Here is a 26,520-nt window from a genome sequence, read left to right as displayed (position 1 = left end):
TGTATTGCTGTACTATTAGAAATTGTGAAGAAAAACTAGTCATATATTGATATTTTTAGGGAAACAATATATGACCAGAAATACTATTTTTTGAATAAAAGAGAATAATCAACACTGTAAATTTATAAATAGAAAATGAAAAAAGTAATTACTTTATTGGTGTGTGCAATACTATTGCTAGGAAGTTGTGCCGATACTAAAAAAGAAAAAATAGAATTGAAAGAGGAAATTTCTTTGCCTAAGTATGAAGAAGAACCACATTCTTTCGCACAGCCAAATAAAGCCGCAATAAAACATTTGGATTTAGATATCGATGTCGATTTTGAAAAAGAAGTTATTAAGGGAAGTGCTACTTATCAAATAGAAAACAACAATGCTTCAGAAATAATTTTGGATGTTAAATTTTTGGAAATTGAGAACGTACAGGCAGACGGAGTTGATACCAAATTTTTATTAGGAAGTTTTGATGAATACCTAGGGCAGCCACTAAAAATTGATATTCAAAAAACCACAAAAACAATAACAATTCAATATAAAACCACGAATAAAACCGAAGCATTACAGTGGTTAAGTCCACAACAAACAGCTGATAAAACACATCCTTTCTTGTTTACTCAGGGACAAGCAATATTGACTAGAACCTGGATTCCCATACAAGATAGTCCGCAGATTAGAATAACGTATAATGCTACGGTAAGTGTCCCGTCAGATTTGATGGCAGTAATGAGTGCAGAAAACCCAAAAGAGAAAACAGAAAACGGAGAGTATCAATTTAGAATGAAACAACCTATCTCCCCGTATCTGATTGCACTGGCAGTTGGGGATATTGAGTATAAGGCAATTAGCGACAGAACTGGTGTCTATGCTGAGAAATCTATGGTAGATGCTGTTCATAATGAGTTTTCGGATATGGAAAAAATGGTCGTTGCCGCCGAAAAGTTGTATGGAAAATATGCTTGGGAGCAATTTGATGTGATTGTATTACCACCAAGTTTTCCTTTTGGAGGAATGGAAAACCCACGTTTGACTTTTGCTACCCCTACACTAATAGCAGGAGATAAAAGTTTAACATCTGTTATAGCACATGAATTGGCACATTCCTGGTCTGGGAATTTGGTTACTAATTCGACCTGGGATGATTTTTGGCTTAATGAAGGGTTTACAGTTTATTTTGAAACGCGTATAATGGAAGAATTGTATGGAGTAGACAGGGCAAATATGTTAGCATTAATTAGCAGACAAAGTTTGGATGATGAAATAGAAGGTTTTAAAGCAACACCAGATGAGACTAAATTAAAACTGAACTTAAAAGGACGAAATCCTGACGATGGTATGAATAGTATTGCCTATGAGAAAGGATACCTATTTTTAAGAACGTTGGAGGAAGCAGCTGGGCGTGAAAAATTTGATAAATTTCTTAACAATTACTTTCAGACACATGCCTTCTCTACCATAAGTACAGAGAAATTTATTGTTTTTTTGAATGAAAATTTATTGATTAAAGACGATATTAAATTTAACGCTGAAGAGTGGATTTATAAAGCAGGTGTTCCCGATAATCAAGCAGTTGCAAAATCTGATAAATTTGATAAGGTCTTAGAAGCGTTAACACAATTTATTGCAAATAATAAAGTAGATGTAAAAATTACAGAAAATTGGACAACTCAGGAATGGGTGTATTTTGTTCGTAATTTTCCGAAAGATATAAATAAAAAACATTTAGCAATGTTTGATAAAACTTTTAACCTAACGAATACTACCAATTCTTATATTGCAATGGTTTGGTATGAACAATCAATAAATCATGATTACCATGGTAATCATGTAGATAAAAAAATTGAAGACTTTCTTGTTACTGTTGGACGCCGTTGGTATGTTTCTACTATTTTTAAAGCGTATCAACGAAACAATAAAACAAAAGAGGCATTACTTATTTATGAGAAAGCACGACCAAACTATCATTCTGTCACTATAAATACTATTGATGATATTTTAGGTGTTAAGAAGTAGTTTTTAGTAACGAACTCGTTTTAAATTTTTTCAATTAGCTAAAGAATTTAAAACGAGTTTGTTGGTAAGAAAAACATGGCAATACGTAAGACAAAAAATTGTATTTTTACAACTATTAAGTACACCACCAATTGAGTATATTTCAAAAACTCTTTAAGCAAACTTTTATCTACGGACTGGCAACAGTACTACCACGTATGTTGTCTTTTATTTTAGTTCCTCTATACACAGATTTATTGCCAACGGGAGAATACGGTAAAATTTCTATTATATTTTCGTATTTCGTGCTATTTAATGTTATACTGGCTTATGGGATGGAAACCGCTTTTTTTAGATTTTTTAATAAAGAATCTGATAAAGATGCAGTAGTAAGCACATCTGCAATATCTTTGGTGATATCATCATTTTGTTTTTTTGTTTTAGCCTTACTGTTTAAAAACCAAATAGCAATACTTACTGATATAAGAGTTGATTACATTACTTTGGTGATCTGGATTCTTTTATTAGATGCTTTAGTAATTGTTCCCTTTGCGTGGCTAAGAGCAAATGAAAGGCCAATGCGCTATTCATTGATTAAGATTGTAAATGTAATCGTTAATCTGGGATTGAATATCATTCTGTTACTATACTTAAAAGGGTTATCAAAAGATTTTTCGATACTAAAGAGTATCACTATAGAGAATTATGAGATCAATTATATCTTTATTTCTAATTTGATTGCGAGTGGATTAACATTAGTATTATTGATCCCTTTCTATAGTAAGATTAAATATCGCTTTAACCGAATCCTTTGGAAAAAAATGATGAATTATGCTTTTCCTGTTCTTATAGCAGGAGTTGCATACTCTATTAATGAAACGTTTGATAGAATTTTGTTAGATTATTTGTTGCCAGAGGATGTAGCGGATCATTTAGTTGGAGTATATTCGGCTTGTTATAAACTTGCATTATTTATGACTTTGTTTGCTACAGCATTTAGATTAGGAATAGAACCATTTTTCTTTAACTACTCCGAAAACAAAAATGCCCCCGAAACCTATGCCAGAATTACCAAATACTTTGTAGCTTTTGGAGCGGTTATTTTACTTGGAGTAGTCGTTTTTGTACATGTATTAAAAGACTTTATTATAAGAGATCAGGCATATTGGGAGGCCGTTAAAATTGTTCCTATAATTTTATTGGCTAATCTCTGTCTTGGGATATATCATAACCTCTCTGTATGGTATAAGATTACCGATAGAACTAAGTTTGGGGCATATATTTCTGTAATAGGCGCTATAATTACGTTAGTGTTAAACTTTATTTTAATACCAAAATACAGCTATCTTGGATCAGCTATTGCAACACTAGCTGCTTATGGATCTATGATGATATTATCATGGTATTATGGCAAAAAGTATTACCCTATTCCTTATAATCTTAAGAAGATAGGAATGTATCTTTCTATATCCATTACCTTTTCGATTTTGTCATTTTATGTTTTTGATAGTAATTATATAATTTCTATCCCATTGTTACTTGGGTTTTTAGTAATTTTGTACGCCTCAGAAAAGAAAGAATTAAAACAAATTTTAAAAAGATAAATCCAGTTAAAATTTTGACTTTTAGCTTTTACGGCAAATAGTCTAACTTTTTTACAGGATAATAGTATGTCAATATGCAGATAAAAATAATTAATCAATCATCTCACGATCTACCTCATTACGAAACTATTGCTTCGGCAGGAATGGATCTAAGAGCACATATAACAGAATCAGTAACCCTAAAACCATTAGAGCGTACAATTGTAAAAACTGGGTTATTTATAGAGTTACCAGTTGGGTATGAGGCACAAGTACGTCCACGTAGTGGGTTAGCAGCCAAAAAAGGAATTACAGTACTTAATGCACCAGGAACAATAGATGCAGATTATCGGGGAGAGATAGGAGTAATTTTAGTAAATCTGTCGAATGAAGATTTTACCATTCAGAATGGAGAACGAGTAGCTCAAATGGTAATTGCAAGACATGAACGAGCAGAGTGGATCGAGGTAACAGAATTATCTGAAACTACTAGAGGAGAAGGAGGATTTGGGAGTACGGGAGTTAAATAAAATAACAATTAGCATAAAACCAATTTAAAAACACATGAAAATCATAGTACCAATGGCAGGAAGAGGATCGAGATTACGACCTCATACACTTACAATTCCTAAACCATTAATTCCGGTTGCCGGAAAACCAATTGTACATCGGTTAGTATCTGATATTGCTAAAGTTTTAGGAGAACCAGTTGAGGAGATAGCCTTTATATTGGGTGACCCTGCGTTTTTTGGAGATGATGTGGTAGAAAGCTTAACGACATTGGCAGAAAGCCTGGGAGCAAAAGCATCTATTTATAGACAAGATCAACCTTTGGGAACAGGACATGCTATTATGTGTGCCAAAGAATCTTTGTCGGGGCCTGCAGTAATTGCTTATGCAGATACATTAATCAGAGCGGATTTTAATCTCGATAAAAATGCAGACTCTGTAATTTGGGTAAAGCAAGTAGATCAACCCGAAGCTTATGGCGTCGTAAAACTAAATGATAAAAGCGAGATTGTAGAATTGGTAGAAAAGCCTAAAGAGTTTGTATCAGATCTGGCGGTAATAGGTATATATTATTTTAAAGATGTAGCAGTTCTTAAAAACGAATTGCAATATGTTCTGGATAATAACATTATTAATGGAGGAGAATACCAAATTAATGATGGTATTAAGAGAATGATGAGTAATGGAAAAGTATTCGTAACCGGACAGGTAGATGAATGGATGGATTGTGGAAACAAAAATGTTACTGTCGAAACAAATACCAGAATGTTAGGGTTTTTACAAAAAGATGGAGAACATTTGGTTAGCAATGAAGTTACTCAAGAAAACTCAACCGTTATTGCTCCATGTTATTTGGGTGAAGGAGTAACGTTAAAAAATGCTACTATTGGACCTAATGTTTCGATAGGAAAAGGGTGTACAATTGAGAATGCAACAATCAAAAATAGTCTGATTCAGACCAAAACTGTCATAAAAAATGCTAACTTAGACAATGCTATGATAGGAAATAATGCGGTTTATGACGGAAACTTCACTACAGTTAGTATTGGAGACTATTCTGTTTTGGAATAATTTATGATGCAATACCAGTATTGCAGAACACGATTTATGATTAACTATTGGAAACATATATGTCTTTTATGTCTATTCTTATGGAGTGGAAATAATGCGGTCTTGTCTCAGGACATAGAGCCTAAACAAGAGATAAATATTGACGACCTTGGAAATGTTTCTGATGAATTTCAGGAGAACTTTTTTGAAGCTTTAAAACAAAAAGCGATTACCAATTATGATAAGGCAATTGAAGCCTTAGAGAAATGTATTGCGATTGATCCAAAACCTGATTTTTTATATTTAGAATTAGGTAAGAATTATTTAGAACTAAAACGATTTCAAAGTGCAGAAGATAATTTCGTAAAAGTATTAGATGTTAAACCTAATAATAGGTTTATCCTCGAACTTATGTTTGAAGTTTATTTCCAACAACGAAAATATCAAGAATCAATAGGGGTAGTAGAAAAATTAGTCGCATTCAACCCTATGTTCAAAGAGCAATTAGCAAATTTATACTTTCTAGAAAAACGATATGAAGAAGCATTAATCGTTCTTGATGAACTAGATGATGAATTTGGAACCGATGAATATCGCAATCGATTACGAAAAAGGATCTCTTCAAAAATTATTAATCCAAATGGTCAAATTAGTAGACTAGAGAAAAAGATAAAAGAAAAACCTAAAGTAGAACAGAACTATTTAAACCTGATCTATCTGTATAGTAAGGATAATCAAAAAGAAAAAGCATTTGAAACGGCTAAATTACTATTGAAGAAAAAGCCAAAATCAGAATTCGTACATCTAGCACTATATAAGTTTTATCTTGAAGAAAATAATATTGAACAAGCCATCAATTCAATGAAAATTGCTTTAAAAAGTAATAAAATAGACATTGAATCAAAATATAAAGTAATTAATGATTTTTTACCGTTTCTAGATAAGAATCCACAATACGAATCTCAATTAACGAGCATTGTTACATTACTCTCTAATGGTCAAAATAATGGGAAAGTTTTTACAGAACTAGGTCATTATTATTATAAAAAAGACAAAAAAGAGCAAGCACTCAATTTTTATGAACGAGGAATAAAAAGTAATGTTAATGATTTTGTATTGCTAAAAAGAATCTTATTATTACAACTAGACTTAAAGCGATATGAAAAAGTAGAGACAGGAAGCGAATTAGCTTTAGAAATGTATCCTGCACAACCTATTTTCTATTTGGCTAATGGCGTAGCATTGATTCATCTCGAAAAAGCGGCGGAAGCTGTTGAAATTCTAACTATAGGCATAGATTATGTGATAGATGATCTAAAGATGGAATCAGACTTTTACCAACAAATAAGTGAGGCATATCGCAACCTGGGAAACACTACAAAAGCCTCAGAATATCAACAAAAAGCAAATCAACTTCAGAAAAAATCATAAGCGGGTAATGAACAGAATATTTTATCTATTGTGCATTGCTATGATGATGCTTAATTCTTGTAAAGGAACCAAGGCGATAAGTACGTCTGGCATTAAAAAACTAAATGCAGAAAAAGTAATTGCAAATCACTACAATCGATCTTTTAATTTTAAAACACTTAATGCTCGTATAAAGGTAAAATACGATGATGGTAAACAATCTTATAGCCCTAATGCTACGCTGCGAATCGAAAAAGATAAAACCATTTGGATTAGCGTAAAGATGTTGGGTATTACATTGGCAAAGGCACTAATAACACCAGAAAAAGTAAGCTATTACGAGAAAATCAATAACACCTATTTCGAAGGAGATTTTAAACTGCTAAGCGATTGGTTGGGTACAGATCTGGATTATAATAAAGTACAACAGATGCTTTTAGGACAAGCGTTGTTTAACTTAAGGAAGGATAAATATAAATCTTCGATAACTGGAAAAGTATATCAATTACAACCTAAAACAGAATTGGCACTTTTTGAGCGATTGTTTTTAATACACCCAGACACCTTTAAAATGTCCTCGCAACGATTAAAACAACCTATAGAAAATAGAGATCTAGCAATTAGTTATCAAAGCTATCAAAAAGTAGGAAATCAAGATTTTCCTAAAGAAATTTATATTGAAGCATTGCAGGATAAAGAAAAAACCATGATTGGGATAGATTATAAAACGGTAGATTACAATGCTAAGGTGAGTTTTCCGTTTAAAATACCATCAGGGTATAAGCAAGTCACTATTCAATGAGGTTTTTAAAGGTTATATTTTTCGTAAGTTTATTAGTAGTCTGTAGTCCATCTTTTTCTCAAAGTAGCAAACAACAGCAACTTGAAGAAGAACGGCAACGACTTAGAGAAGAGATTGAACAAATGAAAGAGCTACGGGCTAATAACAAACGTAAAGAGCGTTCTGTTCTTTATGAAGTAGAAACTATCAACTCACAGATAGGGACACGTAAAAACCTAATAAAAGTCACCAATCAACAAGCTAATTTGTTGACGAGAGAGATCAATACGAATTTTAAAAAAATAAAAGCATATCGTAAGGAACTTACAGCACTTAAAAAGGATTATGCTAAGATGATTACAAAATCCTATAAGAGCAAATCTCACCAAAGTAGAATTATGTTTTTGCTTTCTTCTTCTGATTTTTCTCAAGCCTATAAGCGATTACAGTATATGAAACAATATAATGAACATCGTAAAGAACAGGCAGGGCGAATAGAAAACGACACCAGAGCACTTCAGGTTTTAAATACAGATTTGTCAAGACAAAAAAAAGAGAAACAAGTACTGATCGATGAGAATCGTGAAGAACAGAGTAAGCTTAAAGAAGAGAAAAAGGAGCAACAAATTTTGATGACTTCTATTCGAAAAAAACAAGGAACCTATACTAAACAAATTAAGGCAAAAGAACAACAAGCCAGCGCAATTGATAAAGCAATTGAGAAGTTGATTAGGGAGGCCATCGCTAAAGCCAATAAGAAAGCAGGTAAAAAAGTAACCAAAAAAGGATCTGCAACAACATTTGCCCTTACTGCCGAAGCCAAAATATTAGCCGATAATTTTACATCTAACAAAGGAAAATTACCTTGGCCTGTTGGAACTGGAAGAATAACAAAGAAATTTGGCCGTCAGCCTCACCCTACGCTTCCAAATATACAAATCAATAGTAGTGGGGTAGAAATTGAAACGAGATCAGGAGAGCCTGCCAGAGCCATTTTTGAAGGAGAAGTGATCGCAATCCAAAAACTTAAAGGAGCGAGTCGTTTGATACAAATACGACATGGTAATTATATCACCACGTATTATAATATAGCGAACATTAGTGTTAAAGAGGGGCAGAAAGTATCAACTAAACAAGCGATAGGTGAGGTGCGCACTAATCCAACAACTGGTAGAACGATTATGAAGTTCTTAATCTATCAAAATGCAAAACGATTAAATCCTCAAAGTTGGATTTATAAGATGTAGGTAATCAAGTAGAAACGGTTTTTATATCTTCACTTCTTGTTTGCTTACTTATTAGTAAGTATATTTGTAAATTATGTCTGATAAAAGAATAGAAATAATGGATCTGGCAGAAAAGCTAATTAGAACTAAAGGATATAATGCTTTTAGTTATAAAGATATATCTGTGCCACTACAAATAAAGAATGCTGCGGTACATTATCATTTTCCGAAAAAGTCAGATCTGGGAGAAGAAATTATTCTTAAAACAAGAAATGCGTTTAAGAAAAAATATATAGAATGGGAACAATGTTTACCAAAAGAGAAACTAAAGAATTTTATTGCTCTTTATGAGAAAAACCAATCTCTTAACTTAGTTTGTTTGGTAGGAGCATTGGGCTCTTCTTACGAATCTTTGCCAGACAATATGCAGACATCACTAACAAAGATGAGTGAGGAAATTCGTGGCTGGATGCAAGACGTACTTAAAGAAGGTCTTAAAAAGAAGGAATTTAATTTTACTGAGACGGCCGATGAAAAAACAGACGTAGTTATTGCAGCTTTACTTTCATCTCTCATCCTTGATAAAGTTATCCAGAAAAATATTTTAAAATCTGTTAAAGCTTCAATATTGAAGAGTATATAATTTTTTTAACCATTTAAACTTACTTATTAGTAAGTATAATTTGTCTTAATATGAAAGAAAAAAGAGTTGTAATCACCGGTTTAGGCGCTATAACCCCTCTCGGGAATTCTGTAGAAGAATTTTGGTATAATGCGATCAATGCTAAAAGTGGAGCTGCAAGAATTTTGAAATTCGATCCATCTTTATTTAAAACTCAGTTTGCTTGTGAAGTTAAAGGGTTTGATCCGCAAAAATACTTGGAACGAAATGAAATTAGAAAAAGCGACTTATTTACTCAATATGCATTATATGCAGCAACAGAGGCATTTGAAGATTCAAAAATTGATGTAAACTCAATATCTCCTTTCGATATTGGAGTGATCTGGGGTACAGGACAAGGAGGTATGAATACTTTTGAAGAAGAAGTGAAAGGATATATTGAAAATAGTAATACCCCTCGATTTAATCCATTTTTTGTACCTAAATTAATATCGAATATGGCTTCTGGAATGATTTCCATGAAATTTAAACTAATGGGGATTAATTATACTACAGTCTCTGCTTGTGCTACTTCAAATTCGGCCATAATGGATGCCTACAACTACATAAAATTTGGAAAGGCAAAAGTATTTATAACCGGTGGGTCTGAGGCACCAATTACTGAGGCTTCTATAGGTGGATTTAATGCAATGAGAGCGATGTCTACCAGAAATGATAACCCAAGTGAAGCTTCAAAGCCTTTTGATAGCGAAAGAGATGGTTTTGTAATGGGAGAAGGAGCAGGAGCACTAGTGATAGAAGATTTGGATCATGCTAAAAAAAGAGGAGCTAAAATTTATGCCGAAATCATAGGTGCTTCAATGACAGCAGATGCATATCACATGACAGCAACACATCCAGAGGGGCTTGGAGCAGCAAAAGCTATTGAGCTTGCTTTGGACGAAGCACAAATTAATCCAGAAGAAGTTGATTATTTAAATACACATGCTACCTCAACTCCTGTTGGAGATTTAAGTGAAATCAAAGCAATCACAAAAATTTACGGAAACGCACCCAAAAATCTTAAAATCAGTGCAACCAAATCTATGACAGGTCATTTACTTGGTGCCGCTGGTGCAATCGAAAGTATATTATGCATTAAAGCAATTAATGAAGGGATAATTCCACCGACCATTAATACGAATACTATTGCTAATGAAATTCCAAAAAAACTAAATATTATTACAAAAGAAGCTATAACAGGAACTGTTAATATTGCTATGAATAACACATTTGGTTTTGGCGGTCATAATGCAATAGTAATATTTAAAAAAATCTGATATTCTTTAACAAGGAGTAATTTTGAGCAATCTAGACAAATAAAGCTTTTAGTTCTGTAGCATCACTAGGCTTCATTTTTCCTGCTAGCACCAGGCTCAATTGTTTACGGCGTAAAGCGGCATCATACCTTTGTTTTTCGAGTTCTGTCTCTGGCGTTATAGAAGGTACGGCTACTGGGTTTCCGCTTTCATTTACAGCAACAAAGGTGTAGATAGCCTCGTTGGCTTTAGTTTTATCTCCACTCTGGCGATCTTCTACCCAAACATCTATATACACTTCCATCGAAGATCTAAAAGCTCTGGAAACTTTTGCTTCGACAGTTACAACACTACCTAGTGGGATAGCCTTATTAAAAGCAACATGATTTACAGAAGCAGTTACCACAATTCGTCGAGAATGTCTACCTGCTGCAATTCCTGCTGCACGATCCATACGAGCTAAAAGTTCTCCTCCAAATAAGTTATTTAAAGGGTTGGTTTCTCCTGTTAGTACCAAATCGGTTAAAGTAGTAAGAGATTCTGAAGGATGTCTGGATTCCATGCAATTTTAAATTTTTTGCAAAGATATGCGGTAATACCATAATGAGAAAATTATAAATGGTATTAATTTATGAGTATTTAAACTTCATCTTAAAGTATTCTATTGCGGTCGCGACAGAATACTTGCACTATATAATAGTAGTATGATTTTTGGATTACTTTTTAATCAATAACCAAGCTTTAGGGCTTTGTTCTCTTTTAATTCTGGCTAAAGCTTGTATCGCTTCAGAACGATTTTCATAACTTTCATATGCTACCTGATGTAAACCATATCTGTTTACTCCAATAAGATGTGCATTAAATCCTTGCGCTTTAAGTTTTTGTACTTTACTATCTGCATTAGATGCAATTCTAAAAGCACCGGCTACAATATGAAAATTTCCTGATACAGTTTTAGATATTTCAGGAGTTAAAATGCTATTTCCTTTACCTTTTATAATATTAAGATTAATAGCAGGGAGCGGGTTTGAAATTTCAAAAGTAGCTTCCTGTATTCTATTTTCAATTTCCTGATTGGCTTTTTGCCATTCCTTATTATTATAACTTACATTAGTATCACTAACTTGTTTCAAACCAAAAAAACCACCAATTCCCAATACGATTGCTGCAACAGCTGCATACTGCAAATAAGGGCGTTCGCGACGTTTTTCTGGAGTAAAGGTAAGCGGGATTACTTCTTCAATAGCTTCTACATCCTCCTTATATACTTCGCGCTTGATCTCAACATTCCTTTTAATTACAGGAGATGCAAAAGAATGTAAACCAAACGCTTCTGTAAGATAGTTTACCTCTTGTAAAGGTTCAAATTGTAACGTATTTTCTACAGAAGTATAGAATGAACCAATTTTCTCTAATTCTATACGTTGTCCGTTTGCCATCTTTTCATTAAGAGATAAAACATAACGTTGGATTTTGGCAACAGCATCTGTATACGAGATGTTTTCTGCAGATGAAATATAATTAGCTAACAAGCCGTCATTGTTTTTCAATTGGCTATTAAAAGAAATTAATTTTTGAGGAGGATAAAATGCATTAGTACCATCTTGGATTGTAGCAGGTTGACGCCTGGTCAAAAATGCTCCAAAACCTGGTAAGATTATGCATTCATATCGATATAATAGTTCGCTTATGTAGTTAGCTGTGTTATTCATTACCCCTTTTAAAATATGCTTTCTTTGTTAGTGAAAATTAATTATCCCAAAGGTATAAAAAAATGAAGGTCATTTAAACTCTAGCTGCTGAATTTATTAACAGTTTCGATTTTTTTTGTTTCTTGCACTGACTTACAATTTATTACATGACCATCGAAAAACTTCTGGCTTTACTTACCCTAAAAAAAGTAACCAATCTTGGGGATAGTTCTATCAAAAAATTAATACGTGAAGTAGGTGATGCAGAAGCAGTACTTACCGAAAAAACAAATAACCTGCTCAAAATTGATGGCATAGGAAAAATGAAGATCAAAGATTTGCATAATCCTGAGTATCGAAAAATTGCAGAAAACGAACTACGTTTTGTGCAGGAAAATAATATCAATTGCCTGGTGTATGATCAGCAGGATTATCCAGAAAGGTTGAAACATTGTATTGATAGCCCGGTGGTATTGTTTAGTTCGGGAAATATTGATCTTCAACATAAAAAAATCATTAGTATTGTAGGTACTCGTCAGGTGACTCGTTATGGAGTACAGTTTTGCGAAGAATTGATAGAAACACTGGCTCCTGTAAATCCGGTTATTGTATCTGGCTTTGCATATGGTGTGGATATCACAGCACAACGCGCAGCGGTCAAACATAATTTACAAACTGTTGGTTGTTTGGCGCATGGCTTAAATCAAATTTATCCCAAAGCTCATAAGAAGTATGTTGCTCAGATCGAGGAAAATGGTGGGTTTTTCACAGATTTTTGGAGCACAGACACTTTTGATCGCAAAAATTTTCTCGGTCGTAATCGAATTATTGCAGGACTTAGTGAGGCAACTGTTGTTATTGAGAGTGCAGATAAAGGGGGCTCTTTGGTAACTGCAGATATTGCTAATTCCTATAATCGCGATGTATTTGCAGTACCGGGTAGAGCACATGATCCTTTAAGCAAGGGGTGTAATATGTTGATAAAGACCCAGCGAGCACATATGCTTACCAGTGCTGCTGATCTAATGTATATGCTTAACTGGAAACTTGATGAAAATGAACAACCTGCCGTACAGAAAAAACTATTTGTAGAGTTAGATGAGCAAGAAAAAAAAATCTATAATTTTTTAATCGATAACGGAAAAGAGCTATTAGACGTCATAGCCTTACAATGCCAAATCCCTACATTTAAAACGGCTTCTGTTTTACTTAATATGGAGCTAAAAGGGGTTGTAAAACCGCTGCCAGGAAAATTATTTGAGGCAGTCTGATTGTTTTCTTTTACAGTAAACTCAAACTATAACTGATATAAAATAAATACTACTATGACAGATTATCAAAAGGCTAAGGAAATTCAGGAAAAAATTGAGAGAGGAGATTTGATGATTGCGATATTGGATATCAATAAGGTTAATGAAATGATTGACCTATATACTAGATCAGGAGATTCTGGTAACTCTGCTGGTTGGTACGAATTAGGTATGATTTATTATAAAGGTATTGGTGTCGATCAAAATGCTGAGAAAGCGGTTTCTTACTTTAAATTGGCTGCAGAATTGGGATATGGTATCGATGCGTGGATAAAATATATACGAATAGCCTATTTTGCTAATCTCACTTCTATACCCGCTAATGATATTATCGGTTTAGTTAGAAAATTGGAGAAAGAAGATTCTAGCGGAGAATTATATTTGTTAAAAGGTTATATGCTATATCAAGGGTATGCATATAAAGAAAATTTGGAAGCTTCTTTATTGGCACATCAAGAATCCGCCAATAAAGGAAACGCAGATGCTATGTTCGAATTGTGTATTTATTATACCCAGGGAATAGGAGCAGAACAAGATGTGCAAAAAGCGCTGGATTGGTGTATTAAAGCTGCAGAAAACAATAATGCCAGAGCAATCTATAATCTGGGAGCATACTATGCTACAGGATACGAAACTATACCAAAAGACACCAATAAAGCAATAGAATATTATACCAAAGCTGCTAATCTAGGTCATGGTAAAGCTGCAGGACAATTGGCTGCAATGTATATTATGGGAGAGGAAGTCGATAAAGATGAAGAAAAAGCCAAGATGTTTTATAAATTGGCTTTTGAAAATGATTTTGATGTTGATATTTTCTTTGATAGTTTAGATCTTGAAGAAATTGATATTTGAGGGTTAAAAACAATAATTATTGACTCTTCTGAAGGAGTTTTGTGATTTCTAACCATTCCTTTTTTTCATGCCATGAAACAAATTCTGATTGTTTAGCTATTTGAAATCTACCTTCCCATTTTCTCCAGATGAGAACTTTTAGAATTTTTTTGAAGATCCGTTTAGAACGGTTATTCTCGAACGGAGCAAGATATAATGACGCCTGGTAAAGTTGTTCATTGCTAAGTTCTCCATAAAATGATATTGCGTTTGCAATATGCGTATTTGCCGAATCAATGTTTTTCTGATTTATAAGTTTTTCAAAGGATTCAAAATTTTGTTGTGCTTTTTGATGTGTTGTGGCTAATGCTATTTTAGCTTCTTCTTCACCAGGGCGTTGATAATTGATACCGTGATAATATGCATATACTTCTATAGGTTCCAGAAGCCCTAATGCTGTTCTTCTTTTATCCACATTAGCTGGATCTTTAATAGGGTGAGGAGCATCTTGTGCCATGCTTGCTCCATAGATTTGTTTTTGCCAGGTGTCTCGAGCTATCCTATCATTAAGTTCTGCATAATGATTGGGATCCATGTCTCCCTTCTTCATTGCTTTTTCAATTAGAGAAAGACACTTTTGTTTGAAAAAAACATCGGGATAATGTTGTGGTATTGCCCAACTTATTTTTGCTCCGTCTTCTCCCACAAGTTTATTTCCGGGCCAACCATGAATATCAATTATACTATCGAGCTTATTCCTGTTTATTTCCCATCGATCTTCGACGGGTTTAAAGAGTAATTGATATTCTTCTGCAGATGCATTACTGTCCAGAGCTTTTGTGTTTTCTTCATATTGAGATAATGCAAGTTGATCCTGTGCCCACATTTCTTCCAATTCTTTTAATAGCCCTGGGTTTTTAATAGCTTGTACATACGTTTTTCTATTATTACTTATAGTATGTAATAGGGTATTCCATCTTAAGTCGTTTCTTAGATTAGATAAGCCGGGGTAGGTTGCTGTTAATACAGAATCTCTAAGCCCTGCTTGTATAGCTTTATCTAAGGATTGAAACGCTTCGTTATTTTTGTTTTTGGGAGCATAAATAGTTGCTGCCATAAAATAGATCTCCCAATTTTTCTTGGGCATTAGTTCTGCAGCCTCATATAGCTGATTAGCTGCTTCAATACTTTGATTCTCATTTAGGGTTCTATATGCATTGATTAAGCTACTTACCCATTTTGGATTTTGATCGTTGGTAGTGTATTCTTCCTCAACAAATTTTTCGGTTTCTTTTTTAGAAGAAGTGCAACCTATAATTAAGAACAAAAGACATATATATACTATTGATAATGAATGATTTTTCATGCTATTTATTTAAATGACGCTAACAAAGAAATGTAATGGTTATTTAAAAAAATAGAATAGAATTTGCCTTTTAAATAATTTTAATGATAAAAAAATTGCTCTTTTATGATTTTTCCATCACTCACTTCATAGATAATGATCTCATCGATAGTTATATTATCATTGTTTACCATGGTTACATCTGTGATCATTCGTATACTAAAATGATGTGCACTCACTAATGGTTCTGAAACTTCAAAATGATTCCATTTTTTTATATACAAAAGAAAACGCTTTTCTTTTTGAATCATAGCTTCTAAACCTACTACTGATTTTTCTTTATACAAATCAGGTTCTTGATTTATCGCATCTGTAGCAAATAATTGTTGCTGGGCCTCCAAAATTTTTTTTTCTCGTAACAGTTCTACTAGTTTGTTAGCTATTGTTATAGTTGTCATGTATTGTTTTTTTTATGATTTTTGAAATAGGAAGGGCGCCATATAAGACTACCAAAGATGATTCTAAATCGATCAATCCAGGTTCTGCATTGCTTTACGTCTTTCCATATATTTTTATATTCGATAAAATTGATAATGATGGGGTTGTTAGAATTTATGTTTTTGGTTAATCCATAAATCACTTTTTCTTCTTCTTTCTGAAATGTGCCAAATAGTTTATCCCATAGTATCAGAACCCCACCATAATTTTTATCGAGGTATTTTTCATTAGAACCATGATGTACCCTATGCACAGATGGAGTATTAAATATTTCGTCTAACCAACCCAGTTTGATAATTCTTTCGGTATGTATCCATGTTTGATATTGCGCAACAAAAATTAATGAAACTATGGCTTGAAAAGGATTAAAACCAATTAATATCATCGGGATAAGAAAGATCCACTCGATTGCACTTTCTATAATGCTTAATCGCATAGATACTGTTAGATTATAATCTTCAGAAGAATGATGCACACTATGATTGGCCCATAAAATACGATGCTCATGTTCTAGCCTGTGCATCCAATAATATGTAAAATCAGCAGCCAACAGGCTTGCAACCCAAGTCCAGCCATTCATTGGGATCTCAAATGGAGAAAGATGATAAAAGGGTAGGAGGCAAATAATCCCGATAGCACCAAAGGCTGTTTTTTCTAATAATTGTCCGAGAAAAAATATAATAATGTTAGCTCCTGTATCTTTCCATCTTCGTTCCTTGCTGGTAAAAAAGTCTAAGCAAATTTCAAAAAAGATAAGTGCTATATTGATGATAAAAAAATATGCTACATAGTCTAGTATCTCTGAAGTTTGGAAAAGGAAAACAATTTCTTCTATATTCATTTTTGCTGTTGGTTTTTGGGTAAGAAGTATAAAAACCAAAGGAACCATAACAGGCTTAATAAGCCCCAAATAGAACCATGACCATGATAATAATCGATCACATCTGAGAACGTATAGAAACCAATACATCCTAAAACTCCTAAGTACCAGTATTTTTGAAACGTAAAGTTCTTCATGCTTTTTTACTTATAAAGCAAAAGTAATAGCAATACTAAAGAGCTTGTTTGTTAATTTTGGACAATATGTGTACAAGGAAAAATGAAAATATAAACCTTACAGGGATACTGAAACAAGTACAGCACAAGCCTGTGAGGTTTAATAAAATCAAGTAGTAATCTATTTGCTATTTTGTCGCATGTGTTTTTATTTCATCCTCATTAAGAACTCTAGAAAAGACTTGTAGTTCGTCTATTGCTCCTACAAAAGGTAATTCCTGATGCGGTATAGCACCATGAAGTGTCGAACCCATGACACATGCATTATTGGCTTGCATAGTACTGGGACTCCAGTTACCCTTATAAGTACCATCCATCTGTATACCATCAACAAATATTTTGATGTTATCTTTAGAAAGTGTGTCTCCTTTGGTTCCAGACCATACAGCGACCACACTATGCCAACCATCGGTCTTAACCGTTCCTTCTAATGTAGTAAAAGCATTTCCTTGCGTGTCTGCAAGCTTGAACTTATTTGATTTTGTAATCCAAAGGACAAACTTATCATTACACGCTAAAATATGTTGATGTAGATTTATAGTAGAAACCTTCATCCAGGTTGCTACTGTAATAGGACCATCAAGATCAAAACTTGTATGATCAGGAAGAACCACAATATCAGCGAGAGTAGAAAATTTACGAGCTTTATTTATGGGACCTAGTGTGTCGAGGTTTCTCAAAGTTTTACCATGATTCTCAAAAGGACCAAAATCTTTCAGCAACCCAGTATTGGTATACGTCTCAAAATCATAGGATGCCACCAGACCATCGGTAGAGATCCCTTTCGAACCCGTCTGATTCTGGTCCGAGACCCCGGTGTATCGATGCTGCCCCATAGTGATAGAGGGAAACAGCAAAAAATTGATTATAAAAAACAGCAATAACAGACTAACTTTTTTCGCGGCGATACTTTTTTTAATCATAATTACGGGTTTTAGCGGGATCGTTATTGTGATATCTGATATACATACCTTAACAATGCGATATTGTTAATTTTGGACAATTATTTAGCTCCTAACTGCTTCATTATTTCTGATACTGCTTTATCTAATTGTGGTTGATTGTTTTCTAATCGATTTTTAAATGTTTCTTTAACATAAATATCTGGGGCAACTCCTGTTTTTTCTAAATTTTTACCATCTAATGTATAGCATCCCCAAGAAGGTAAACGATAGGAAGAACCATCAACCAGACCTTTGCTAGAGGTAAAAATAATCCATCGATAGGTTTCTGTTCCTATAACTTTACCCAGGCCTAGTTCTTTAAAACCAGCAGAGGTCATCTCTGCATCACTTAAGGTTTGCTCATTTATCAGAATTACAATTGGTTTTGCAGCTGGTGCAAAATTGGGCTGTGAGGTAAGTTTACCATCCCTGTATTTCCATTTTAGATAAGGCTTTTGGGATAAGAATTGTAATACTTCATCGTGTACATTTCCTCCTGTGTTATTTCGTAAATCAAGGATTAGGGCATCTCTTTTATACCCTTCAGAAACCATTTCCCTTTTAAAGTTATTGAGTTGCCCACGCACCATATTCTTCATATGAACATAGGCTATTTTTTTATTGCTTTTTTGATCTATATAGGATTGGTTACTATCGACCCATTCATCATATCGTAAGTTTCTCAAATCTCTTGATGAGATAGGGTGTAGGTTTATCGTTATCTTTTGTGAATTACGTTGGAGTGTTAATTGTATTTCTTTATCCAGTGATGGTTGTGTAAAATATAGTTCTCTATTGTTTTTTGAATCGATTTTTTGATTATTTACAGCAATTAATTGATCACCAGGGAGTATATTTTTGTTAGCTACATCTGCAGGGCTGTCGGTAATAATTCTTTCTACCTGATATGGGTCATTTTTAGAGAAAACAACCCCTGTTGCCAGTGTCTTAGTGCCATAAAATTGCTTTTCTTCTTTACCGGTAGACCGAAATCCAAAGTGAGATGTATTTAGCTCACCCAACATATCATTAAATAATAGTCTTAGATGAGAACGATTATTAATATAGGGTAAATAAGCCGCATATTGATCTCTAAGTTTTTTCCAATCTTCTCCATGAAAATCACCATCATAAAAATTTTCTCCAAAACCAGCCCAGGCTTCCTGGAACATCTGTTGAAACTCATCAGACAATGCTTTTCTGAATTTAAAATCAATTTTGATTTCTTCTGTTTTATTGCTTTCAATATCCAGGGTATGAATATTTCCTTCTAGCAGTACATAATAACTATCTTTTGCCGATGCTATTTGATACCCAAAAACTTTGGCATCTCCAACTTTCTCTGTTTTGTTTTTCTCAAACGATTTGATAGTGGTTTTCCATAGTTTAGCATCTCCTTCATCATGATTAGAGATATAAAACACATAGGTAGTTTCTTCTTTATCAAACACATGAACCCCGCCTTGATACCCAAAAGCAGGACTAATACGTTGTATACGCTCCATCAATCCTTTTGGATTAATATTGATCTTTATAGCTTTAGTCTTATCTTTTTTATCGGCATCTTTCTTTTCATCCTTGCCCTCATCGTCTTCTTTTTCTTCGACAAATAATTCTTCAAACTTCTTAGACGTATACGGAGCTTCATACTTGTCTAATGCCATTTGATAAATACCAGCTTCATCTAGCCCATAGGGATAACTGGGCTGCGTAAGATTAGAACTAAAGTAGATGTATTTACCATCGGGGGACCAGAAAGGACTACTTTCGTTTACTCCTGTTTGAGTGAGATTGATTGTTTTTTTTGTAGAAATATGGTATGTAAAAATATCTTGTTCAAAATTGCGTATTGCATTATAAACGAGGTATTGTCCATTTGGAGAAAATCGAGGCTGTGGTGGATATAGTGCCCAGAATTCATCTTTTACCACAGTAGTACTTTTTAGGTTTTCGAGATTAAGAAGGCGCAATTCATCTCTACCACTTATGTACGTTGCTTGTGTACGCTTTGGGTTAATTTCTATATTTACATTACTTCGGGAGTCCGAGGTGATTTGTTTTTCTTTCCCTTTTCCTTCCGCAGAAATAGTAAACAGATTAAGATACCCATCTACAGTCTGGTTGTATAACAAGGTGCGATTATCCTTAAGCCATTTTACCTCGACTACACGTTCTGCAGAGTTAACAGGTATTTGCTGAATAAATTTACCCTTTGGATCAGAAACAAATAACGCACCCCGCGAAACGAAGGCCATCTTTTTATTATCGGGAGAAATATCAAAATTGGTAATGTTTCCCTTTGTCTTAAAATCCTGGGTTTTATCTAATGTGTTATTAAGATAAATCTTAATCGGTACTTTTTTTGTGGTACTCGTAGCTACATCATACAGGTAAATTTGATAATCCTTACCAAAAACCACTTGACTTCCATTAGTGCTTACTTGTGGTCTTGCGATAGAGGTATCAAATTTGGTAAGGGCTGTTTTTTTACCATTTTTAAAGGTGTACAGATTATATTCTCCGTTAGCCTGATCAGAAACAAAATAGAGGTTCCCATTTTTATCTATTGTTGCCCAAAAGTCTTTTCCTTTATATGAAGTATGTTCTTTATATTCTTTGGTCTGGGGATTATAAGACTTTATATTAGGATTATAATCTCCTTTATATCGTTTTCTATGGGTAAAATTTTTGCTTTCCCAACTTTCGTTAAAGAAAATTTCTCCTGTCGTAGGATGGGTTGCTATATTATGAACAGTATTAAAATAATGATCGAATAAACGTCTTGGAGTCCCACCAGAAACAGCTACCCTATATCCACTAAAACGATTTTCTCTGGATGAGGTAAAATATATACTTTTTGAATCCCATGCCCAGCTATCTACATCATCTGCAGCATCATGAAAAGTAAGTTGACGAATTTCTCCTCCTTTCATAGGCATGATATACACATCCTTATTACCATACTGGGTAGCACTAAAAGCTACCCATTTCCCATCGGGAGAAATAGTTGGTAATGTCTCTTCACCTTGCATTCCTGTAAGTCGGGAAGCCTCACCACCGCCAGAGAGAACTTTCCATAAATCCCCATCATAACTAAATATAATAGTTTGCCCATCTGGGCTTAAGGTAGGGTCGATTGTAAAATATGCTTCTTGTGCCTGGGCCCCAATACTAAATACAAAACAAAGAATTGAAGTGAAGAGTGATTTGAACATGATGATGTTTTTGATTGAAGCAGGAAAGATACTAAACTTGAGTAATACAAAATTTAGAAGAAAAAGTTAAAAAATTGATTATTAGTGAGATGAAAATTTGTTTAAGCAAAGGTTCTAAGTGCATACCAAAAATTTGCAGGATGTGGAAATGAGCTGATTTGTCATTCTGTTGAAGAACGGAATCCACTATTAATAAATTTTAAATCAATAGTTTAAGCCTTTAACTTAATGATATTGAGCACAACCTTTGCAAATAGGGAGATATATAGATCGGGTACTAAATTGCTCTGATTTTATATACAGTGTTAGGTGTTTTTTTCTTCTTTTCTATTAATTCATATTTTTCAAGAGCATCATTCCAAATATGTTCTTTATTTATTTTTATTGCCTTTTTCACCAACGCTGTTATAGCTTCTTGATTTAGATGTTCTTTGTTCAATTCCTCAATTAGCAATGCAGATTCCTTTTTATTTAGAAATTCAGCTTTTTCATCCAAATTACAGCATCCATATCCATCAAATGAAATTCGGACTAATGACATTTGGTCATTTCCTATTCTATTGAAGTCAATAAATACCGAACCATCTAAACAGCCCAAGTAAAAGTCAGCTTTTCTGGTATTCGGCATTGAAGTTTTGAAAAAATCGAAATTGTCCATAGTTACCTGTGAATCACCAATCTTCTTTAACACCTCTCACTCTGTCAACGAAAGTAACAGAGTCAATTTCATCTGTTCCAAATCTTTCTCTGAAACGTTCTGCTATTCGATTTACCCAACCTGCATAGCCTTCCATTCCTTCTGCTTTAACAACATCCTGTGCAAATTCAATCGCACGGTAATGTTCTTGCTTTGATATTTCGTCATGACCATCAGGAGGTATACAAAAACCCCATTTGACACAGAGGTCAGCAAGGAGATATATTAATTCTCGCTCCATTGGAGGAACTTCTTTTCCTACTTTAAATCCCATTCAGTTTTTAATTACAACTTGTTGTGTTTAGTGTTTTTAACTAAGTTCGTTATATTTTGGTCTTTTTCTTTTTCCAGAGACAACATCATTTATTAGAGAGTGAACATTCCTGTTTATTTCATCATTAGGTTCTATTTCCATTGCTTTTTCAATATAAGCTAGGGCTTCATCATCATTTCCTAATACCATTAAATTCACAGCATGATTACAATAAAGCCCAGCGTCATTTGGTTCACGATTGATTGCTTCTTCAGAATATTTGACTGCTAATTTTACATTACCAAAATCCATTGCAGAAATTGAAGCTTCCCGTGGTAAGTCAGGATTTGTTTTTTCAATTCTAACTGCTGTTTTAAAATGCTCTAAAGCTTTTTTATTCTCAGACATTGCTTGATAAACCTTTGCAATCAACCAATTTGTTTGCCAATGATTTGGTATTAGATTGAGGCATTCTGTGTAATGTTTAATTGCTTTTTTAGCTTTTCTTTTATTCCAAAATCCTAATTTAGAATTACTCTGGTCTTTGATTATGATCAGACCTTCAGCTAATTCGTTCCCTTTTTCAAAGTTTGAATTAAAAATTGGAATTTTTTCTTCTGATAATTCGTATTCCATTTATTCATTTTGCATTAAATACAATGTTTCTTGTATGTTGCGTTAGCATCCTGAAGGGTACATACACAATATACAAATTATTGTACGCAGTTTTTATTCAAAGTTTAACTTATTTGTAAAGTCGAAATCAGTTGTCAGACTGTGAGATGAATTAAATCCACTTTTAAATTTAAGTCCGTTTCTTTTTACATTTTCCATTTGTTTTGTAACAAAAGAATTAGGGGCATATCCGTTACTAATGGCTATTTTTAAAGCTGTGTAAGAGTAAATTCTAGCGACTGGATTTACACCAAATAATAGTTTTTCTAAAATTTCATATTTTTCTTGCTCCAAAAGTATTTTTACAAATTCATTTGCTAAATGAGGATAATCTTCATCAACTTGATAAGTGTTAAAATTATACTCGACTTCATTTAAATTATAATATGCATCTAGCTCATCAGTCGTATATTTATTAATGTCAATTTCTAATGTGAAATTTGGGTGTATTTTTTTATATTCCGCTAAATTTTCATTGTGAATTTTAAAGTATTCCATATTTGTTCCGCTGCAGGTTAATGGAATAGTTATTTCTTTTAAATAAACGTTCTCAAATACATTATCTTCAACTTCTGTGTATAATTTTGAGTAAATTATTAAATTATTATAAATCAATAGTTTTAGGTTAAAGCTTGTATAACCGCCATAAAAGTCGTGAGAAATTAATTTTAAATCATCCAGTAATTCAATTGTTCTACTTGAAGCATTTCCCTTTCCCGATAAAAGTGATGGATAAACAGTTAAGTACTCTGATATAATCGGTTTCAATTCCGAAATCGGATTAATCATTTCTCGATATCGGGTCAAGTCAGTTTGAACCCAATCTTGCTTCGGGTATGGATTTTTCTTTTTTGGTCGGCAAGTATGACAATTTTCTAATTCCGCTTTATTCAGTTCGTAAATATTTTGTCCATTACAAGAATAGAAAGTCAAAATTATTAATGTTGAAATCAGGATTTTCATTTATGGTCAAATTGCGTACAACAACAAAATAAAGAATATATATCCTTTATTTTCTATATATGGTTATTTTTTAATATACTGTTGTATAATGATATTATTTAAATAGATAGTGAAGAGTATTTATTTGGGTTATCTAAAAACATATTGTTAGTTATTTTTTTATTCGAGAGCTTCTTTTACTTGATTTTCTAAATCATTTACTCCTTGGAATTTTTGAAAATTTAAATCTTTTTCAATGAATTTTAATTCAGTAGATAAGTCTAATATTAATTCATAAGGATCTGCTTCAAAACCAAACAAGTTCTGGTCAAATTCCGTTCCAACGAGAAGTCCGTCATTTCCCATTCCAATACACCAATTTTCCATAAAGTCAGATAACGAGATTCGTGCAACCTTATATTTTGTCCATCCGTCTTTGATACAAGATTTAGCTAAAGCCTTTTCGGCCCAAAAACAAATAATTCTGATAGGTTCTCCATCATTGTCTTCATAATGAACAGATCTGGAGCTTGCAAATCCTTCATGATTTTTAAGTCCCCAGACAATTTCGGAGTTACAAACTGTTTTTATAAATCTTTTATGTCTGTTTTCTATTAAAATCGAATCTTGGATCATTTTTATTTTTTGAATTGCAGCTAACGCTAAATATATGTGTCGTGGCAGGGTAAAATGTTACCTTGTTTTTGGGTTTTTCTGTGTATTGGTGGCTATCTTTTGTTTTTTGTAAGCTATTATGACATACCAAAAACAGGAAGTTCATCTGTTTAACTATCTAGTAGCTATGAGATCATGTATGTTGTTAGCATTTCTTTTTTTATTTTAGATTAAGACAACCATTAAATTCCATGTGATATGGAAAATCAAAGAAGGTCCTATAGACTTTGATTTATAATATATGATTCCGGATATCAATCCTCCAAAAAATGCTATATACGCTAGGTGCCCATTAAATTCCATACTATTTAAAAAGATTGCTTGATAGGGTAAGTGAATTAAAGCAAATAACAAAGTTGAAATTCCAATTGCAATTATAGGTTTATGTTTTGTCAGAAGCTGCTTTAAGATATACCCTCGAAAAAATAGTTCCTCGGCCATAGGGATTAGAAGTATGACGGCAATTGAATTCCAGGTGAGTAATCCTTCCATTCCATAATCATAAGTAATTCGATATGATGTTTCAAAAATTAGGTTATAAAGTTCGTTTAAAGGGGTTTGGACATAAGGATAGCTAACCCCAGCGATAATCGACGCCAAGTAATATCTAATGTTGGTTTTTAATGGAACTACATTTTGATTTCTAAGTACAATTTTTAATAATAATAAAACAAATGCTAACTCAATAATTCCATTAATTAGATTATAGAGTTTAGTGGTGAAAATATTTTCTTTTTCAATATCAAAGAGCAGAATCCAAGAGGCTGCCAATTCCAAAGAGATGACAAAAAGGAGAGTTAATAAAATTGATTTTAATATTGTCATTTAAATGCAGATCAACGGTTTTGTGTATGATTAGTTAGAAGAAAGTACGCGAATACTTTTTGAAATTGATTATACACCTTGTTGTACTAGATTTTTATTTCATTAATATATTTCGCAATTATCTCCATTCCAGTTGCATACGAATTGGTTGTTCCGTTTGATTTGAGTATCCAGTCAAAATTGTCGATCCATTTTTTACAAACATTCTCAAAGGTCTTACCCTTCGCCCAATTCGGATTATAAGATGAATTGTTTACGCTTTTCCAATCTCCAATTATATTCTGAAGTTTTTTGTCTAATAGCCTGGAGTATTGGTCAAAAAGAACCCAAATTACTCTACCAGCTTGAATCATATATTCCCATTCGGTTTCACGAAAATCTAAACTTGACTTTTTCTTCTTTTTTACCTTAAACTTTTCAAAGTCATTTTTAAGATTTTCTGAAATCGAGTTAAGGTTTGCACTCAATTCTTTTAATTTAATATTTTCGTTTTTAATTCGGGTCATTTTAAGTGTAGCACAACGGTGTTGTAGTACGTTTTTTATTTTAATCGGTTAAACATTTTATTTTCCTCCAACCCCGTATTAATTATAGTCATTGTTAGACATTTTTTTCTCAGGCAGAGTTGTTGTAAAATCCACATCATATTTTTCTTGTATCATATAATTGAGAACAGCATCCTTCTGAAGCGAATCCAACCTCTTTAATTTTTCTATTGGAGAATCCTCGGTCATTCTCATTATTTGATGTCCATGTTTTTCTATACGTTCATTATAGAAGACTAAACAACTATAGAGTGATTCATGTTTTGTGTTTTTAAAAAGAAAGAATTTACGTTTTGGTTTTTTTCTATGTAAATCAACTGTTAAGTCATACATGAAGCGTTCAATCCAACGTATCTCTAAGACAATAGTTCCTTCTGGACAATCTCTTTCAGCTTTTAGGTAGTAAGATGTGTCAGCATATTTCCTTTTATTTTCTTTAATTATCCTCCAATTCATAGTTATGCCTAACGTTTAATATATGTGTCGTAGCAGGGAAAAATGTTACTTTGTTTCTTGCAAGCTATGGCACTTTACCAAAAACACAAT

General features: G+C 33.2%; 27 protein-coding genes. 11 read left to right on the top strand and 16 right to left on the bottom strand.

What is annotated here, in order from left to right; all coding sequences use genetic code 11:
* Positions 1 to 135: 135 nt before the first annotated feature.
* The 9 genes from DG435_RS16645 (at position 136) to fabF (ending at position 10,490) form a co-directional block, all read left to right on the top strand.
* Positions 136 to 2,010, top strand: a complete 1,875-nt coding sequence (locus DG435_RS16645; RefSeq protein WP_106792439.1) for a hydrolase/aminopeptidase — start codon at positions 136 to 138, stop codon at positions 2,008 to 2,010.
* 131 nt (positions 2,011 to 2,141) lie between these two features.
* On the top strand, positions 2,142 to 3,593 hold the full coding sequence (locus tag DG435_RS16640; RefSeq protein WP_106792438.1) for an oligosaccharide flippase family protein: 1,452 nt from the start codon (positions 2,142 to 2,144) through the stop codon (positions 3,591 to 3,593).
* 74 nt (positions 3,594 to 3,667) lie between these two features.
* Positions 3,668 to 4,102, top strand: coding sequence for a dUTP diphosphatase (dut, locus tag DG435_RS16635; protein ID WP_106792437.1), 435 nt, complete (start codon positions 3,668 to 3,670; stop codon positions 4,100 to 4,102).
* Positions 4,103 to 4,136: 34 nt separating this feature from the next.
* Positions 4,137 to 5,153 carry a sugar phosphate nucleotidyltransferase gene (locus DG435_RS16630; RefSeq protein ID WP_106792436.1) on the top strand — a complete coding sequence of 339 codons (1,017 nt, stop codon included), beginning with the start codon at positions 4,137 to 4,139 and terminating at the stop codon, positions 5,151 to 5,153.
* Positions 5,154 to 5,189: 36 nt separating this feature from the next.
* Entirely contained in the window at positions 5,190 to 6,563 is a 1,374-nt protein-coding gene (locus DG435_RS16625; RefSeq protein ID WP_159025550.1) for a lipopolysaccharide assembly protein LapB, read from the top strand.
* A gap of 7 nt (positions 6,564 to 6,570) precedes the next feature.
* Positions 6,571 to 7,344, top strand: coding sequence for a DUF4292 domain-containing protein (locus DG435_RS16620; RefSeq protein WP_106792434.1), 774 nt, complete (start codon positions 6,571 to 6,573; stop codon positions 7,342 to 7,344).
* The gene (locus DG435_RS16615; RefSeq protein ID WP_106792433.1) at positions 7,341 to 8,570 is read left to right on the top strand and encodes a murein hydrolase activator EnvC; all 1,230 of its coding nucleotides are present in this window, start codon (positions 7,341 to 7,343) and stop codon (positions 8,568 to 8,570) included. Before DG435_RS16620 ends, DG435_RS16615 begins: the two co-directional genes overlap by 4 nt.
* A 73-nt stretch (positions 8,571 to 8,643) precedes the next feature.
* Complete coding sequence (locus tag DG435_RS16610; protein ID WP_106792432.1) at positions 8,644 to 9,192, top strand: TetR/AcrR family transcriptional regulator; 549 nt, start codon at positions 8,644 to 8,646, stop codon at positions 9,190 to 9,192.
* 50 nt (positions 9,193 to 9,242) lie between these two features.
* Positions 9,243 to 10,490 (top strand): beta-ketoacyl-ACP synthase II, encoded by a 1,248-nt coding sequence (gene fabF / locus DG435_RS16605; protein ID WP_106792431.1) that lies wholly within the window; start codon positions 9,243 to 9,245, stop codon positions 10,488 to 10,490.
* 31 nt (positions 10,491 to 10,521) lie between these two features.
* Here the strand turns inward: fabF and DG435_RS16600 are convergent, their stop codons facing one another.
* Both DG435_RS16600 and DG435_RS16595 read right to left on the bottom strand, forming a co-directional pair.
* The gene (locus DG435_RS16600) at positions 10,522 to 11,031 is read right to left on the bottom strand and encodes an acyl-CoA thioesterase (RefSeq protein ID WP_024769764.1); all 510 of its coding nucleotides are present in this window, start codon (positions 11,029 to 11,031) and stop codon (positions 10,522 to 10,524) included.
* A 154-nt stretch (positions 11,032 to 11,185) separates the two neighbouring features.
* Complete coding sequence (locus DG435_RS16595) at positions 11,186 to 12,181, bottom strand: SPOR domain-containing protein (RefSeq protein ID WP_106792430.1); 996 nt, start codon at positions 12,179 to 12,181, stop codon at positions 11,186 to 11,188.
* Positions 12,182 to 12,327: 146 nt separating this feature from the next.
* Here DG435_RS16595 and dprA point away from each other — a divergent pair, with 146 nt between their 5' ends.
* Positions 12,328 to 13,431 (top strand): DNA-processing protein DprA, encoded by a 1,104-nt coding sequence (dprA, locus tag DG435_RS16590; RefSeq protein ID WP_106792429.1) that lies wholly within the window; start codon positions 12,328 to 12,330, stop codon positions 13,429 to 13,431.
* Between the two features lie 54 nt (positions 13,432 to 13,485).
* Positions 13,486 to 14,325 (top strand): tetratricopeptide repeat protein, encoded by an 840-nt coding sequence (locus DG435_RS16585; RefSeq protein ID WP_106792428.1) that lies wholly within the window; start codon positions 13,486 to 13,488, stop codon positions 14,323 to 14,325.
* Positions 14,326 to 14,341: 16 nt separating this feature from the next.
* On the opposite strand, the gene DG435_RS16580 is transcribed toward DG435_RS16585, so the two are convergent.
* The 14 genes from DG435_RS16580 to DG435_RS16520 form a co-directional block, all read right to left on the bottom strand.
* Positions 14,342 to 15,670, bottom strand: coding sequence for a DUF6624 domain-containing protein (locus DG435_RS16580; RefSeq protein ID WP_106792427.1), 1,329 nt, complete (start codon positions 15,668 to 15,670; stop codon positions 14,342 to 14,344).
* Between the two features lie 80 nt (positions 15,671 to 15,750).
* The gene (locus tag DG435_RS16575; protein ID WP_106792426.1) at positions 15,751 to 16,107 is read right to left on the bottom strand and encodes a SnoaL-like domain-containing protein; all 357 of its coding nucleotides are present in this window, start codon (positions 16,105 to 16,107) and stop codon (positions 15,751 to 15,753) included.
* Positions 16,104 to 16,988 carry a sterol desaturase family protein gene (locus DG435_RS16570; protein ID WP_106792469.1) on the bottom strand — a complete coding sequence of 295 codons (885 nt, stop codon included), beginning with the start codon at positions 16,986 to 16,988 and terminating at the stop codon, positions 16,104 to 16,106. Before DG435_RS16570 ends, DG435_RS16575 begins: the two co-directional genes overlap by 4 nt.
* Positions 16,985 to 17,164 (bottom strand): hypothetical protein, encoded by a 180-nt coding sequence (locus DG435_RS25595; RefSeq protein WP_159025549.1) that lies wholly within the window; start codon positions 17,162 to 17,164, stop codon positions 16,985 to 16,987. The genes DG435_RS16570 and DG435_RS25595 overlap by 4 nt, the downstream gene beginning before the upstream one ends.
* Before the next feature lie 167 nt (positions 17,165 to 17,331).
* Positions 17,332 to 18,126: a LamG domain-containing protein gene (locus DG435_RS16565; RefSeq protein ID WP_106792425.1), complete on the bottom strand. Its 795-nt coding sequence runs from the start codon at positions 18,124 to 18,126 to the stop codon at positions 17,332 to 17,334.
* Positions 18,127 to 18,206: 80 nt separating this feature from the next.
* Positions 18,207 to 21,362 carry a S41 family peptidase gene (locus DG435_RS16560; protein WP_106792424.1) on the bottom strand — a complete coding sequence of 1,052 codons (3,156 nt, stop codon included), beginning with the start codon at positions 21,360 to 21,362 and terminating at the stop codon, positions 18,207 to 18,209.
* Between the two features lie 277 nt (positions 21,363 to 21,639).
* Positions 21,640 to 21,990, bottom strand: coding sequence for a hypothetical protein (locus DG435_RS16555; protein ID WP_159025548.1), 351 nt, complete (start codon positions 21,988 to 21,990; stop codon positions 21,640 to 21,642).
* A 43-nt stretch (positions 21,991 to 22,033) separates the two neighbouring features.
* Positions 22,034 to 22,333, bottom strand: coding sequence for a hypothetical protein (locus tag DG435_RS16550; RefSeq protein WP_106792422.1), 300 nt, complete (start codon positions 22,331 to 22,333; stop codon positions 22,034 to 22,036).
* A 36-nt stretch (positions 22,334 to 22,369) separates the two neighbouring features.
* Positions 22,370 to 22,948: a tetratricopeptide repeat protein gene (locus tag DG435_RS16545; RefSeq protein ID WP_106792421.1), complete on the bottom strand. Its 579-nt coding sequence runs from the start codon at positions 22,946 to 22,948 to the stop codon at positions 22,370 to 22,372.
* A gap of 93 nt (positions 22,949 to 23,041) precedes the next feature.
* The gene (locus tag DG435_RS16540; protein ID WP_106792420.1) at positions 23,042 to 23,950 is read right to left on the bottom strand and encodes a hypothetical protein; all 909 of its coding nucleotides are present in this window, start codon (positions 23,948 to 23,950) and stop codon (positions 23,042 to 23,044) included.
* Between the two features lie 159 nt (positions 23,951 to 24,109).
* Positions 24,110 to 24,565, bottom strand: a complete 456-nt coding sequence (locus DG435_RS16535) for a DUF2750 domain-containing protein (protein ID WP_106792419.1) — start codon at positions 24,563 to 24,565, stop codon at positions 24,110 to 24,112.
* 204 nt (positions 24,566 to 24,769) lie between these two features.
* Positions 24,770 to 25,429 carry a CPBP family intramembrane glutamic endopeptidase gene (locus tag DG435_RS16530; RefSeq protein ID WP_106792418.1) on the bottom strand — a complete coding sequence of 220 codons (660 nt, stop codon included), beginning with the start codon at positions 25,427 to 25,429 and terminating at the stop codon, positions 24,770 to 24,772.
* 86 nt (positions 25,430 to 25,515) lie between these two features.
* On the bottom strand, positions 25,516 to 25,935 hold the full coding sequence (locus DG435_RS16525) for a hypothetical protein (protein WP_106792417.1): 420 nt from the start codon (positions 25,933 to 25,935) through the stop codon (positions 25,516 to 25,518).
* Positions 25,936 to 26,013: 78 nt separating this feature from the next.
* Entirely contained in the window at positions 26,014 to 26,430 is a 417-nt protein-coding gene (locus DG435_RS16520) for a hypothetical protein (protein ID WP_106792416.1), read from the bottom strand.
* Positions 26,431 to 26,520: the final 90 nt, after the last annotated feature.

The sequence above is a fragment of the Aquimarina sp. Aq78 genome (assembly GCF_900299525.1).
GTDB lineage: Bacteria > Bacteroidota > Bacteroidia > Flavobacteriales > Flavobacteriaceae > Aquimarina.
The sequence above is the reverse complement of the archived record's forward strand: the minus strand, read 5'-3'. Positions and strand labels throughout refer to the sequence as shown.